Source organism: Streptomyces sp. NBC_00096 (genome assembly GCF_045041305.1).
Lineage (GTDB): Bacteria > Actinomycetota > Actinomycetes > Streptomycetales > Streptomycetaceae > Streptomyces.
In genome coordinates, this window is record NZ_CP108221.1 from 5,985,667 (window position 1) to 5,998,533 (window position 12,867).

Genomic DNA, 12,867 nt, shown 5'->3' on the forward strand with positions numbered 1-12,867 from the left:
CGGACAGCCCTCAGGAATGTGACAGCTGGCGCCGGACGAATTCCAGCTTCTGCGGATTCACCACCGACCGCAGCCCGGCGACCCGGCCGTCCCCGGCGAATTCCACCACCAGCACAGCCGTGGTGCCGAAGACCAGCGCGGGAGCCCCGTTGACCTCCGCCAGGCAGACCGGCACGTCCGCCACGTACTTGCGCAGCGCCCCCAGGACGAAGCGCGCCACGTCGTCCCGGCCCTCGATCGGCCGCCGCGCCGCGTGGACCACGCCGCCGCCGTCGGACACGTACCGGACGTCGGCCGTCAGCGCTCCCTCCAGCCGGGCCAGGTCCCCGCTCCGCGCCGCCGCGAGGAAGCTCTCCAGCAGGCTCCGCAGCTGCGCCGGGTCCGGGTCGAAGCGCCGTTCGGGCGCCGCGATCCGCCCGGCCGCCCGCCGGTAGAGCTGACGGCAGTTGGCCTCCGAGAGGTCGAGCAGTCCGGCGATCTCCCGGTGGCCGTACGCGAAGGCCTCGCGCAGCACGTACACCGCCCGCTCCACCGGAGAAAGCCGTTCCAGCAGCACCAGCAGCGCCATGGACACGCTGTCCCGCTGCTCCGCCGAGTCCAGCGGTCCCAGGGTCCCGTCCCCGGTCAGCACCGGTTCGGGCAGCCACGGACCGACGTACTCCTCGCGCCGGGCCCTGGCCGAGGTGAGGCGGTTGAGGCACAGGTGGGTGACGACCTTCGCGAGCCACGCGCCGAGGTGCTCGATGCCGTCGCGGTCGGCGGCGGAGCCCCAGCGCAGGTAGGCGTCCTGGACGGTGTCCTCGGCCTCCGCGGCGGAGCCGAGCATGCGGTAGGCGAGGCCGAACATCCGCGGCCGGTGCGCCTCGAAGTCCGCGGCGGGGGCGGGGCTCTGCGTGATCATCCGGCCATCCTATGAACCACCCCGGACGGACGCGAGGACCCGGTGGCCGCCGGGCCACCGGGTCCTCACACCTCTTCGCCTACGGGTTCACCCCGGGGGCCGTCAGCAGGCGCCCTGGTCCTTCCAGACGCCCCATTCACCGGTGGTGCCGGGCTCCTCGTTCTGCGTCCACCACTGGGCCTTCCAGTTGTGGCCCTTGTGGGAGACGAGCGATCCGCCCGTGTACACGTTGCCCGCGACGTACGCCGGGTTGGCGCAGGTGCCGCCCGGAGGCGTGGTCGGAGGCGTGGTCGGGGGAGTCGTCGGAGGGGTGGTCGGCGGGGTGGTGGGAGGCGTGGTCGGGGGAGTCGTCGGCGGGGTGGTCGGCGGCTGCGTCGCACCGCCCGGCTCCACCACCGTCGTACCGCGGGCCAGGTCACCGGCGATGCCGTACGTCTTGCCGCCGAAGGTCACCGTCCAGTTGGACGGGGTCGAGGTCGGCAGGTAGTAGACGAAGTCCAGCTGGACCGAGGCGCCGGGGGCCAGCGTCTGCCAGGTCGGGAGCTTCAGCGAGACCCGGTTGTAGTCGCCCTTCAGGCCGCCCACGTTGTTGCCCGTGTGGTCGCTGCGGATGATCGTGGTGTTCCAGCCGGACTGGTCCTTGGCGTTGCCCGGCGCGGAGGAGGAGTAGTCGAACTGGAACTCCGTGCCGCCCGGCAGGGTCGCCGTGGTGTTGTTGGTGATCGTCAGCTTCGGGCTGATCGGGTAGTTGGAGTCGCCGAGCGGGAAGGCGCCGAACTCGGCGTCGACCTTGATTGCCTCGGTCGGCATGGTGATGGTGGCGCGCTTGGCGCCGTACGGGGCGGCCGACTTGAACTTGTCGTACATCGCCGTCGTCAGCGTGTCACCGACCTCGTACTGGCCCTTGGCCGCGTTGTACGAGTAGTCGCCGGCGAGCTCCCAGACCATCGTGCCGCCGATGCCCTTGTTGACCACCCAGTCGGCCTTGGCGTTGACGGACTGCTCGTCCTCGGTGGAGAGGAAGACCTTCTTCTGGGCGTTCCACAGCCACGGCGCCACCAGGGTGGAGTCGTACTTGCGGACGTAGGTGCCGGTCAGCGTGGTGTTCGCCGGGAAGCCGTACTTGGTGACGTAGTCGCCGACGACCCCCTTCTCCAGGTTCTTCGCGTGCCACATCGGGTTGGACCCGGCCGGTGCCTCGACGCCGTTGGTGTCGAGGTCGTGCCACAGGTTGTCGATGCCGACCGCGCCGTCACCGCACTTGGTCAGACCGGCGCCGGCCGGGCAGTTGGTGGCCGGGGCCTTGCCCCACAGGCCGTCCGTGCCGCCCTGCACGTTCTTGAAGCCGCGGGTGTAGTACGGCAGGCCCATGTTGATGCGCCCGGCCGGCATGGAGCCGCGGAAGTAGTGGTAGGCCCAGTCCGAGTTCAGGTAGCCGATGCCGCCGTACTGGGAGGTGGAGTAGACGCCGGCCGCGGCGAGTTCGCCGTCCTTGCCGTCGTCGAAGAGCGAGGCGTTCGGGCCGACGTACTCGTTCCAGGCGCCGTGCAGGTCGTAGGACATGACGTTGACGTAGTCCAGGTACTTCTGCATCTGGAACGTCTCCATGCCCCGCAGCAGGTAGCCGGAGGAGGGGGCGGCGACCGAGAGCAGGTAGTGCTTGCCGTCGGCGCTGCCCGCGCGGTCGAGCTTCTCGCGCAGTGACTTCATCAGGGCCGCGTAGCCCTTGACCAGGCCGGCGCGGCGCGCGTTGGACAGCTGCCAGTCCAGCGGGTTGCCCGCGTCCTTCATGGTGGTCGGGTACTCGTAGTCGATGTCGACGCCGTTGAACCCGTACTTGCGGATGAACTCGACCGAGGAGTCCGCGAAGGTGTCGATGCCGGCCTGGTTGACCGAGCCGTCGGCGTTGGTGGCCATCGAGTAGAAGCCGCCGGAGGCGACGCGGTTCCCGTCGTCGCCGAAGTAGCCGCCGGTCTCCGCCCAGCCGCCGACCGAGATGAGCGTCTTGACGTTCGGGTACTGCTTCTTGAATTTGTTGAGGAGGTTGAAATTGCCCTTGTAGGGGAGGGCGGGGTCCATCTCGGCGCCCGCGACGCCCGGCCAGGTCATCCCGGTGGCGGAGTTGTTCGCGTTGTCATTGCCGACCGAGATCTTGTTGTTGCCGTCGACGTGGGCGAAGGCGTAGTTCAGGTGGGTGACCTTGGACCACGGGATGTTGTTGGGCAGGTAGGCGGGGGTGCCGTCCTTGCCCGTGCGCCAGCCGGTGAAGTAGCCGATGACCCGGCGCTGGTGGTCGGCGCCCATCTTCTCGCGGCCCTCGGTGTCGTAGACCGAGCAGTACGGGACGTCGACGCCCGGGGTCTTGTACAGACCGTCGGGGCGACAGGACTCGTTGTCGGCGGCGTGCGAGACGCCCGCCGAGAGGCCCGCGACCAACAGACCGGCGATTGCGGCGCCGGACGTCAGGAGCATGGCCCGCATCCGTGTGGGGGACAGCATTGTGCCTCCTGGGGAGGGGAGGATGGCAGGACACAACAGGCTGATACGTGGTGCGTGTTGGCCCGTGACGTGCGCACATCTGACGGGCTGTCTCCCGGGGAAGATGAAGGGAACGTTAAGAGGACTAGACCAACCCGTCAATAGGTCTGGACCAAAGTGCGCGATCCGGCAAGGCCGGGCGGGGGCTGCGGCGCGGATCCGCCGGACGGTGCGACGGTGACGCCTGAGAGTGACCGAATGTGTGACCCAGACCACATTGACTCACCCGCATGGCTCCCGATCACCCGTGGCACACTGGCTGCAGTACCAGTAGCAGCGCACTCCGGGGTCGGTGTAATTCCGAACCGGCGGTATAGTCCGCGACCCGTCCGCAGCCAGCGGCCGGTTGACCAGGTGAAATTCCTGGACCGACGGTTAAAGTCCGGATGGGAGGCAGTGCGCGGCGGGCCAGTCACCGGTACGCCGCCGTCGGCGGTCCATCGGCACATCCTTTCGGACGTGCCTCCAGCGGACCGCGTTTTTCGGCCTCGGCGTCCCCGCGTGTGCTACCCGCTTCATCTGTCGTATCCCGACAGGCCCCGGAGTCCGTGCCCTATGAGGCAGGAGGACCCGGTGGCGACACACGCCGACGCGCAGGACAGCGGCACCCCCGTCCGTGACACCGACGGCCGGGCCACCCGCGACGCATCCGCCATGGCGCGTGCCATCGAGCTCGCCGCTCGCGCGGCCGGCTCCACCAGCCCCAACCCCGTCGTCGGCTGCGTGATCACCGACGCCGCGGGCAGCATCGTGGGCGAGGGCTGGCACGAGCGGGCCGGCGGCCCGCACGCCGAGGTCCACGCCCTGCGGGCGGCGGGCCCCGCGGCCCGCGGCGCCACCGCCTACGTCACCCTCGAACCCTGCAACCACACCGGTCGTACGGGCCCCTGCGCGCAGGCGCTCATCGAGGCCGGCATCACCCGCGTGGTCTACGCCGTATCCGACCCGAACCCGCAGGCCAGCGGCGGCGCCGCGACCCTGCGCGCCGCCGGGATCGCCACCGAGGCCGGACTGCTGGCCGCGGAGGCCGAGGAGGGCAACGCCGCCTGGCTGACCTCCGTACGGCTCGGGCGCCCGTACATCCTGTGGAAGTACGCCGCCACCCTCGACGGCCGGGTCGCCGCCGCCGACGGCACCAGCCGCTGGATCAGCTGCGCGGAGTCCCGCGCCGACGTCCACCGGCTGCGCGCCGGGGCCGACGCCGTGGTCGTCGGCTCCGGAACCCTGCACGCCGACGACCCGCACCTCGCGGTGCGCGGACCGGACGGGGCCGCCGCCACCGGGCAGCCGCTGCGCGTGGTCCTCGACACCCACGCCACCATCCGGCCCACCGCCCGGGTCCTGGACGACTCCGCGCCCACGCTGGTCGCCGTCGCCGAGGACGCCGACACCCGCCACCTCGCCGGAGTGGAGCTGGCCCGCCTCCCGTACGACAAGTACGGGATCTCCGTGGACGCCCTGCTCGCCGAACTCCACCGGCGCGGGGTCCGCTCCGTGCTCCTCGAAGGCGGCCCGACCCTGGCCGGGGCCTTCGTCGCCGCGGGAGTGGTCGACAAGGTCGTCGGCTACCTCGCCCCCGTACTCCTCGGCGCCGGCCCGAACGTCCTGGCCGACGCGGGCATCGCCACCCTCACCGAAGCGCTCCGGCTCCGCATCACCGAGACCGTCCGCATCGGTACGGACATCCGCGTCACCGCCGTGCCCGCGGTGCCGTCCGTCCCCACCGTCCTGACCTCCCACACCGCCCTCAAGGAGCACTGAGTGTTCACCGGAATCGTCGAAGAACTGGGCGAAGTCGCCGCCGTCGAGGAGCTCGCCGAGGCCTCCCGCTTCCGTCTGCGCGGCCCCGTCGTCACCGAGGGCGCCAAGCACGGCGACTCCATCGCGGTCAACGGCGTCTGCCTGACCGTCGTGGAGACCGCCGAGGGCGAGTTCACCGCCGACGTCATGCAGGAGACCCTCAACCGCTCCAGCCTCGGCGCCCTCACCAAGGGCTCCCGGGTCAACCTGGAGCGCCCGATGGCGCTGGGCGGACGCCTCGGCGGCCACCTGGTCCAGGGCCACGTGGACGGCACGGGCGAGATCCTCTCCCGCACCCCCTCCGAGCACTGGGAGATCGTCAAGGTCGCGCTGCCCGCGAACCTCTCCCGCTACGTCGTGGAGAAGGGCTCCATCACCGTCGACGGCGTCAGCCTGACCGTGGTCGAGGCCGCGGCCGACTGGTTCACCATCAGCCTCATCCCCACCACCCTCGCGCTGACCACGCTCGGCATCAAGGAGCCGGGCGACCCGGTCAACCTCGAGGTGGACGTCCTCGCCAAGTACGTCGAGCGCCTGCTGGCCGCCGGCGTCGACCCGCTGGCCGCGAACCCGCCGGCCGGTACGGGGGAGTCGAAGTGAGCGCCCTGACCTGGCTCAACACCGAGGCCTTCGAGGTCTTCGGCCAGAAGGTCATCTGGTCCGACATGATCGGCAACCTGATCGGCCTGGGCGCCCTCGCCCTCGGCTGGCGGCGTTCCATATGGACCTGGCCCGCCCAGCTCCTCTCCGGCCTGATCCTCGTCGGCGCCTACGCCTCCGCCCACCTCGCCGGCGGCGTCGGCAAGCAGCTCCTCGTCATCGGCGTGGCCGTATGGGGCTGGCGCGCCTGGCAGCGCGGCAAGCAGGACGCCCAGGACGGCTCGATCGCCGTCCGCACCGCCACCTGGAAGGAGCGCGGCCTGCTCCTGGCCGGCGCGGCCGCCGGGACCCTGGCCGTCGGCGGACTGTTCACCCTCGTCCCGAGCCTGTCGTGGAGCCCGTGGGCCGACGCCTACATCTTCGTCGGCACCATCGTGGCGATGGTCGCCCAGGCCCGCGGCCTGGTCGAGTTCTGGTTCGCCTGGCTCCTCGTCGACCTGGTCGGCGTACCCCTCGCCTTCAACAGCGGACTGGCCTTCTCCGGCCTCGTCTACGTCGTGTACTTCGCCCTCGTCGTCTGGGGCGCCTACGACTGGTACCAGCGCTCGCGCACCACTCCCGCCCCGGCTCTGGAAGGAGCAACGGCATGACCTCCCCGAACCCCGTCCTGAAGCCCGTGCCCGACGTCGAGCGCGAGGAGACCTTCCGGCTCGACCCCGTCGAGCAGGCCATCCGCGACATCGCGGCCGGCCGGCCCGTCGTCGTGGTGGACGACGAGGACCGCGAGAACGAGGGCGACCTCGTCATCGCGGCCGAGATGGCCACCCCCGAGATCATCGCGTTCATGATGAGCGAGTGCCGCGGCCTGATCTGCGCCCCGATGGAGGGCGACGAGCTGGAGCGGCTCGAGCTCCCGCAGATGGTCCAGCACAACACCGAGTCGATGCAGACCGCCTTCACCGTCTCCGTCGACGCGAGCGCCGCCCACGGCGTCACCACCGGCATCTCGGCCGCCGACCGCGCCACCACCCTGCGGCTGCTGGCCGACGGGGTCTCGGGCCCCGGCGACTTCGTCCGCCCCGGGCACGTCTTCCCGCTGCGCGCCAAGCCCGGCGGCGTCCTGGTCCGCAACGGCCACACCGAGGCCGCCGTCGACCTCGCCCGCCTCGCGGGCCTGCGCCCGGCCGGCGCCATCGTGGAGATCGCCGGGGAGGACGGCGTCATGCTGCGCCTGCCCGAGCTGATCCCCTTCGCCCGCAAGCACGGACTGACGATCATCTCCATCGAGGACCTGATCGCCTACCGCCGCTCCGCCGAGCCGACCGTGCGCCGCGAGGCCAAGGTCAGCCTCCCGACCTCCTTCGGCCACTTCACGGCCTACGGCTTCCGCTCCACCGTCGACGGCGTCGAGCACGTCGCCCTCGTCCACGGCGAGATCGGCGACGGCGAGGACGTCCTGGTCCGGATGCACTCCGAATGCCTGACCGGAGACATCTTCCAGTCGCAGCGCTGCGACTGCGGCCCCCAGCTGCACGCCGCCATGGAACGCGTCCAGGCCGCCGGCCGCGGTGTGATCGTCTACCTGCGCGGCCACGAGGGCCGCGGCATCGGACTGCTGTCCAAGCTCCGCGCGTACGAGCTCCAGGAACTGGGCCGCGACACCCTCGACGCCAACCTCGAGCTGGGACTGCCGGCCGACGCCCGCGACTACGGGGCCGGCGCCCAGATGCTCGCCGACCTCGGCGTCCACAGCGTCCGGCTGCTGACCAACAACCTCGAGAAGTCGGCGGCCCTCGTCAGCCACGGCATCAAGGTTTCCGACCGGGAGCCGATGCCCATGGAGGCGGGCGAGCACAACCTGCGCTACCTGCGCACCAAGCGGGACCGGATGGGCCACGACCTGCCCTGGCTGGACCCGGTCGTGTCCACGTCCGCGGCCTGCGGCAACCAGTAGCCGGTCCGGCAGCCAGTGGGCCGGACCACCCACCCACACCTTCACCTTTTCACCCGACGGCAACCGACGTACCGAAGAAACCTAGGAGCAGAGCTGTGAGCGGCAAGGGCGCACCCGAACTGAGCGTGAAGAACTGCGGAGACCTGCGAGTCGCAGTGATCGCGGCCCAGTGGCACGAGAAGGTCATGGACGGCCTGGTGGACGGCGCCCTGCGGGCCCTGCACGAGCTGGGGATCGACGAGCCCACCCTGCTGCGCGTCCCGGGCAGCTTCGAGCTCCCGGTCGTGGCGAAGGTACTGGCGGGTCGCGGCTACGATGCCATCGTCGCCCTCGGAGTGGTCATCCGCGGCGGCACCCCGCACTTCGACTACGTCTGCCAGGGCGTCACCCAGGGCCTGGTACAGGTGTCGATCGACACCGGAGTCCCCGTCGGCTTCGGCGTACTGACCTGCGACAACGACGAGCAGGCGCTGGACCGCGCCGGACTCGAGGGGTCGAACGAGGACAAGGGGCACGAAGCGGTCACCGCCGCCGTCTCCACCGCCATGACGCTGCGGACCGTCAGCGAACCCTGGCGCTAGCCGGCAGCCGCGCACCCCGTATTCTGAGGACCATCATGGCGAACAAACCCCTCAAGAGCTTCGAAGAGCTCTTCACCGAGCTCCAGCTCAAGGCCGCCAACGGCGACCCCAGCACCTCCCGCACCGCCGAGCTCGTCGCCAAGGGCGTCCATGCCATCGGCAAGAAGGTCGTCGAGGAGGCCGCCGAGGTCTGGATGGCCGCCGAGTACGAGGGCAAGGAAGCCGCCGCCGAGGAAATCTCCCAGCTGCTCTACCACGTCCAGGTGATGATGGTGGCGCGCGGGATCTCCCTCGACGACGTCTACGCGCACCTCTAGGCCGGAGCACTCGCGCGCGGGCCCCGGCACACCCTGCCGGGGCGTCCGCGCGCCCGTCACGCGTACCCGTACCAGCACACCCTTTCGCACCTACGCACCAAAGGAAGCCCCATGCTGCGCATCGCCGTCCCCAACAAGGGTTCTCTCTCCGGACCGGCGTCGGCGATGCTCCATGAGGCCGGCTACCGGATGCGCAAGGAGTCCAAGGAGCTCGTGGTCGTCGACCCCGACAACGAGGTGGAGTTCTTCTACCTCCGCCCCAAGGACATCGCGATCTACGTGTCCTCCGGCAAGCTGGACATCGGCATCACCGGCCGCGACCTGCTGCTCGACTCCGGCGCCAGCGCCGAGGAGATCCTGCCGCTGAACTTCGGCCGCTCCACCTTCCGCTACGCCACCATCCCCGGTACCGCGAAGGGCCCCGAGGACTTCCACGGGATGACCATCGCGACCTCGTACGAGGGAATCGTGGCCAAGCACCTCGCCGACAAGGGCATCGAGGCCTCCGTCGTCCACCTCGACGGCGCGGTCGAGACCGCCATCCAGCTCGGCGTCGCCCAGATCATCGCGGACGTCGTCGAGACCGGCACCAGCCTGCGCAACGCCGGCCTGGAGGTCATCGGCGAGCCGATCATGACCTCCGAGGCCGTGGTCATCCGCGGCAACGGCACCGACCCCGAGGACCCGCGCGCCCAGCAGTTCCTGCGCCGCCTCCAGGGCGTCCTGGTCGCCCGCAGCTACGTGATGATGGACTACGACTGCCGCGCCGAGCACCTCGAGCGCGCCGTCGCCCTCACCCCGGGCCTGGAGTCGCCCACCGTCTCCCCGCTGCACAACGAGGGCTGGGTCGCCGTCCGCGCCATGGTCCCGGCCAAGGAGGCCCAGCGGATCATGGACGACCTGTACGAGCTCGGCGCCCGCGCGATCCTCACCACCTCGATCCACGCCTGCCGCCTCTGACGCGCACCCCGATCCGCCGCACACCGCCACCCGGCACCACCGAAGGCACCTGACGAACATGGCCGACGCCACCGCCCAGCCCGCACCGCCCGCCCTGCCGGTCACCTTCCGGCCGACCCGCACTCGGGCCGTCCTGCTGGGCGTGGGCGCCGCCATGTTCGCCACCATCACGGCGATCGCGCTGCTCCTCGACACCCTGCACCCCGGTGAGCGGGTCAGCTTCGTCTTCACCGCGGCCCTGCTCTCCTCCGTCCTCGTCCTGCTCAGCCGCCCCAAGGTGGTCGCGGACGAGACCGGCGTCACGGTCGTCAACCTCACCACCACCCGCCGCCTGGAATGGGCGCAGATCCTGCGGGTCAACCTCCGCCCGGGCGACGCGTGGGTGTTCCTCGACCTGAGCGACGGCACCAGCCTGCCCGCCCTCGGCATCCAGCCCGGAGTGGCCCGGGCCCAGGCGATCGGCGACGCCCGCGCCCTGCGCGCCCTCGCCGAGGCACACGGAACCGGCTCAAAGAACGACTGAGCCCGGCCGGGCTCGTCGCTGCGTCCCATTGCGGCGGCGATCTCAGTGACTACCCTGGTGTGGGGGCGCGACCGTGCGCCCTCCCACCGGCCCCGGGACCCCGAGGCCCCGTGGGCACCTGCGACTCGAGGAGTGACTCCCTCCAGCAATGGACGGATCGTCCGGTAGTACCCGCGCCGCCCTCCCCATGGAGGCGGCGGCATGACCATCCCGCTACTCCTGCTCGTGGCGGCATTCGCCCTGATCCTCGCCAACGGTTTCTTCGTGGCGGCCGAATTCGGCCTCGTCACCGTGGAGAGACCCGAGGCCGAACGTGCCGCCGCCGAAGGTGACCGCCGTGCCCGCACGGTGGTCGAAGCCCTCCGGGAGCTGTCCTTCCAGCTCTCCGGCACCCAGCTCGGCATCACCATCACCTCCCTCGTGGTCGGCATGCTCGCCGAGCCCGCCCTGGCCGCCCTGCTGGCCGGGCCGCTCGAAGCGACCGGCCTCCCCAAGGGCGCCGTACCCGGCGTGGCCGTCGTCATCGGCATGCTGCTCGCCTCCGCCGTCCAGATGGTCGTCGGCGAGCTCGTCCCGAAGAACTGGGCCGTCTCCCGGCCGCTCCAGGTCGCCCGCTTCGTCGCCGGCCCGCAGCAGTCCTTCTCCCGGGCCTTCCGACCGGTGATCGCGGCCCTCAACGCCGTGGCCAACCGGCTCGTACGGGCGCTGGGCGTGGAACCCACCGAAGAGATGGCCTCCGCCCGCACCCCGGGCGAACTGGTCTCCCTGGTCCGCCATTCGGCCCAGGCCGGCGCCCTGGAACAGGACACCGCGGACCTCTTCGTACGGACCATCTCGCTGGGCGAGCTCACGGCCCAGCTGGTCATGACCCCCCGGGTCAAGGTCAGCGCCCTCCAGCACACGGCCACCGCGGCCGACGTGCTCAACCTGACCCGGGCCACGGGCCTGTCCCGCTTCCCGGTCTACCGCGAGCGCATCGACGAGATCACCGGCGTGGTCCACCTCAAGGACGCCCTCGCCGTGCCCGAGGCCGAACGCGCCCGCACCAGCGTCAGCGGGATCTGCATGGCCCCGCTGCTGGTCCCCGGCTCCCTGCCGGTGCAGCCACTGCTGGAACGGCTGCGCAGCGAACAGCCCATGGCCGTGGTCGTCGACGAGTACGGCGGCACCGCCGGCGTCGTCACCCTCGAGGACATCGTCGAGGAGCTCGTCGGCGAAGTCCGCGACGAGCACGACCTCGCGGAGGACCGTAGCCCCGAACTGGCCGCCGTACCCGCCGAGGACGGCCGCCCCTCCTGGGAGGCCGACGGCAGCTGCCGCGTCCAGACCCTGCGCCGGATAGGCCTGGAGGTCCCCGAAGGCCCGTACGAGACCGTCGCCGGACTCGTCGCCGACCTGCTCGGCCGCATCCCCGCACCCGGGGACCGCGCCGAACTGCCCGGCTGGAGGCTGTCGGTCCGCCAGGTCCGCCGCTACCGCGCCGAACGGGTCCGCCTCGTGCGCACCGCCCCCGCGGGCACCGGCACGCTCGGATACGTCCCCGCCCCCGCCGAGCTGGAATCGGTGGGTGGCCGGTGAACGCGCTCCAACTCCTCTTCGCCCTGCTCCTCGTCCTGGCCAACGGCTTCTTCGTCGGTGCCGAGTTCGCGCTCGTCTCCGTCCGCCGCAGCCAGATCGAGCCCCTGGCGGCCGGCTCCAAGCGGGCCCGCCAGGTGCTGCACGGGCTGGAGAACCTGCCGCGCATGATGGCCGCCGCGCAGTTCGGCATCACCATGTGCTCGCTCACCCTCGGCGCGGTCGCCGAACCGACCGTGGCCCGGCTGCTGGAGCCCGTCTTCCACGCCGCCCACGTGCCGGAAGGCCTGATCCACCCCCTCGGCTACGCGTTCGCGCTGGCCGCCGTGGTCTTCCTGCACCTGGTCATCGGCGAGATGGTCCCCAAGAACCTCGCCATGGCCGCACCCGAGAAGACCGCCCTGTGGTTCAGCCCCGGCCTGGTCGCCTTCGCCCGCGTCTGCGGACCGGTCACCACGGCCCTGGGAGCCTGCGCCACGCTGGTCCTGAAGCTCTTCAAGGTGGAGCCCAAGGACGAGGTCGAGGCCGTCTACACCTCCGCCCAGCTCGGCCGGCTGCTGAAGGACTCCCGGCAGGCCGGGCTCCTGGAGCCGGTCGAGCAGGAGCGCCTGGAGGACGCACTGGAGCTGGGCAGCCGCCCGGTCACCGACGTCCTCCTCGCCCCGGACCGGCTGGTGACGGTCGGCCCCGCCGTCACCCCGCGCCAGATCGAGCAGCTCACGGTCCGCACCGGGTACTCCCGCTTCCCCGTCCGCGCCGACAGCGGAGCCTTCATGGGCTACCTGCACGTGAAGGACGTACTGGACCTGGAGGAGCGGGAACGTGCCGTTCCGCAGCGGGTCTGGCGCCGGATGACCACGGTCTGCTCCACGCTGCCGCTGGACGACGCCCTCACCGTCATGCGCCGGGACGCCACCCACCTGGCGCAGGTCGCCGACCCGTCGGGCCGGGTGCTGGGCCTGGTCGCCATGGAGGACGTCCTGGAGACCCTGGTCGGCGAGGTCCGCGACCCGGCCCACCGGGGGTACGCGCGCAGCGCGTAGCGGGTGACCGCTGGGGCTGGAAATGCCGTGCCGCGGCATTTCCGGCCCCGCCGGCGTTTGCGGCGCGGGGTCTGG

At 71.3% G+C, this 12,867-nt stretch carries 12 protein-coding genes and 1 riboswitch; of the genes, 10 read left to right on the forward strand and 2 right to left on the reverse strand.

What is annotated here, in order from left to right; genetic code table 11:
• Positions 1–10: 10 nt before the first annotated feature.
• Together sigJ and OG904_RS26555 are read right to left on the reverse strand one after the other, a co-directional pair.
• Positions 11–901: an RNA polymerase sigma factor SigJ gene (gene sigJ / locus OG904_RS26550; RefSeq protein WP_405495090.1), complete on the reverse strand. Its 891-nt coding sequence runs from the start codon at positions 899–901 to the stop codon at positions 11–13.
• A gap of 102 nt (positions 902–1,003) precedes the next feature.
• On the reverse strand, positions 1,004–3,400 hold the full coding sequence (locus tag OG904_RS26555; RefSeq protein WP_405495092.1) for a chitinase C-terminal domain-containing protein: 2,397 nt from the start codon (positions 3,398–3,400) through the stop codon (positions 1,004–1,006).
• Positions 3,401–3,713: 313 nt separating this feature from the next.
• Positions 3,714–3,843: riboswitch (FMN riboswitch) on the forward strand.
• Between the two features lie 250 nt (positions 3,844–4,093).
• Here OG904_RS26555 and ribD point away from each other — a divergent pair.
• The 10 genes from ribD (at position 4,094) to OG904_RS26605 (ending at position 12,792) form a co-directional block, all read left to right on the forward strand.
• A complete protein-coding gene (gene ribD / locus OG904_RS26560) occupies positions 4,094–5,200 on the forward strand; it encodes a bifunctional diaminohydroxyphosphoribosylaminopyrimidine deaminase/5-amino-6-(5-phosphoribosylamino)uracil reductase RibD (RefSeq protein WP_405498286.1) in 1,107 nt (368 codons plus the stop codon).
• Positions 5,201–5,839, forward strand: coding sequence for a riboflavin synthase (locus tag OG904_RS26565; protein WP_405495094.1), 639 nt, complete (start codon positions 5,201–5,203; stop codon positions 5,837–5,839).
• Positions 5,836–6,489, forward strand: coding sequence for a nicotinamide riboside transporter PnuC (locus OG904_RS26570; protein ID WP_405495096.1), 654 nt, complete (start codon positions 5,836–5,838; stop codon positions 6,487–6,489). Before OG904_RS26565 ends, OG904_RS26570 begins: the two co-directional genes overlap by 4 nt.
• The gene (locus OG904_RS26575) at positions 6,486–7,793 is read left to right on the forward strand and encodes a bifunctional 3,4-dihydroxy-2-butanone-4-phosphate synthase/GTP cyclohydrolase II (protein WP_405495098.1); all 1,308 of its coding nucleotides are present in this window, start codon (positions 6,486–6,488) and stop codon (positions 7,791–7,793) included. Before OG904_RS26570 ends, OG904_RS26575 begins: the two co-directional genes overlap by 4 nt.
• 95 nt (positions 7,794–7,888) lie before the next feature.
• Positions 7,889–8,374, forward strand: coding sequence for a 6,7-dimethyl-8-ribityllumazine synthase (gene ribH / locus OG904_RS26580; protein ID WP_007262951.1), 486 nt, complete (start codon positions 7,889–7,891; stop codon positions 8,372–8,374).
• 35 nt (positions 8,375–8,409) lie between these two features.
• On the forward strand, positions 8,410–8,691 hold the full coding sequence (locus OG904_RS26585; protein WP_328297557.1) for a phosphoribosyl-ATP diphosphatase: 282 nt from the start codon (positions 8,410–8,412) through the stop codon (positions 8,689–8,691).
• A 111-nt stretch (positions 8,692–8,802) separates the two neighbouring features.
• Entirely contained in the window at positions 8,803–9,651 is an 849-nt protein-coding gene (hisG, locus tag OG904_RS26590; protein WP_389696226.1) for an ATP phosphoribosyltransferase, read from the forward strand.
• A 58-nt stretch (positions 9,652–9,709) separates the two neighbouring features.
• Complete coding sequence (locus tag OG904_RS26595; RefSeq protein WP_405495101.1) at positions 9,710–10,174, forward strand: PH domain-containing protein; 465 nt, start codon at positions 9,710–9,712, stop codon at positions 10,172–10,174.
• A 201-nt stretch (positions 10,175–10,375) separates the two neighbouring features.
• The gene (locus OG904_RS26600) at positions 10,376–11,752 is read left to right on the forward strand and encodes a hemolysin family protein (RefSeq protein WP_405495103.1); all 1,377 of its coding nucleotides are present in this window, start codon (positions 10,376–10,378) and stop codon (positions 11,750–11,752) included.
• The gene (locus OG904_RS26605; protein WP_405495105.1) at positions 11,749–12,792 is read left to right on the forward strand and encodes a hemolysin family protein; all 1,044 of its coding nucleotides are present in this window, start codon (positions 11,749–11,751) and stop codon (positions 12,790–12,792) included. The genes OG904_RS26600 and OG904_RS26605 overlap by 4 nt, the downstream gene beginning before the upstream one ends.
• Positions 12,793–12,867: the final 75 nt, after the last annotated feature.

Coding starts and splice junctions, on each gene's coding strand:
- OG904_RS26600 (WP_405495103.1), top strand. CDS start 10,376: ATGACCATCCCGCTACTCCTGCTCGTGGCGGCATTCGCCCTGATCCTC.
- OG904_RS26555 (WP_405495092.1), bottom strand. CDS start 3,400: ATGCTGTCCCCCACACGGATGCGGGCCATGCTCCTGACGTCCGGCGCC.
- OG904_RS26595 (WP_405495101.1), top strand. CDS start 9,710: ATGGCCGACGCCACCGCCCAGCCCGCACCGCCCGCCCTGCCGGTCACC.
- hisG (WP_389696226.1), top strand. CDS start 8,803: ATGCTGCGCATCGCCGTCCCCAACAAGGGTTCTCTCTCCGGACCGGCG.
- sigJ (WP_405495090.1), bottom strand. CDS start 901: ATGATCACGCAGAGCCCCGCCCCCGCCGCGGACTTCGAGGCGCACCGG.
- OG904_RS26585 (WP_328297557.1), top strand. CDS start 8,410: ATGGCGAACAAACCCCTCAAGAGCTTCGAAGAGCTCTTCACCGAGCTC.
- ribD (WP_405498286.1), top strand. CDS start 4,094: ATGGCGCGTGCCATCGAGCTCGCCGCTCGCGCGGCCGGCTCCACCAGC.
- OG904_RS26575 (WP_405495098.1), top strand. CDS start 6,486: ATGACCTCCCCGAACCCCGTCCTGAAGCCCGTGCCCGACGTCGAGCGC.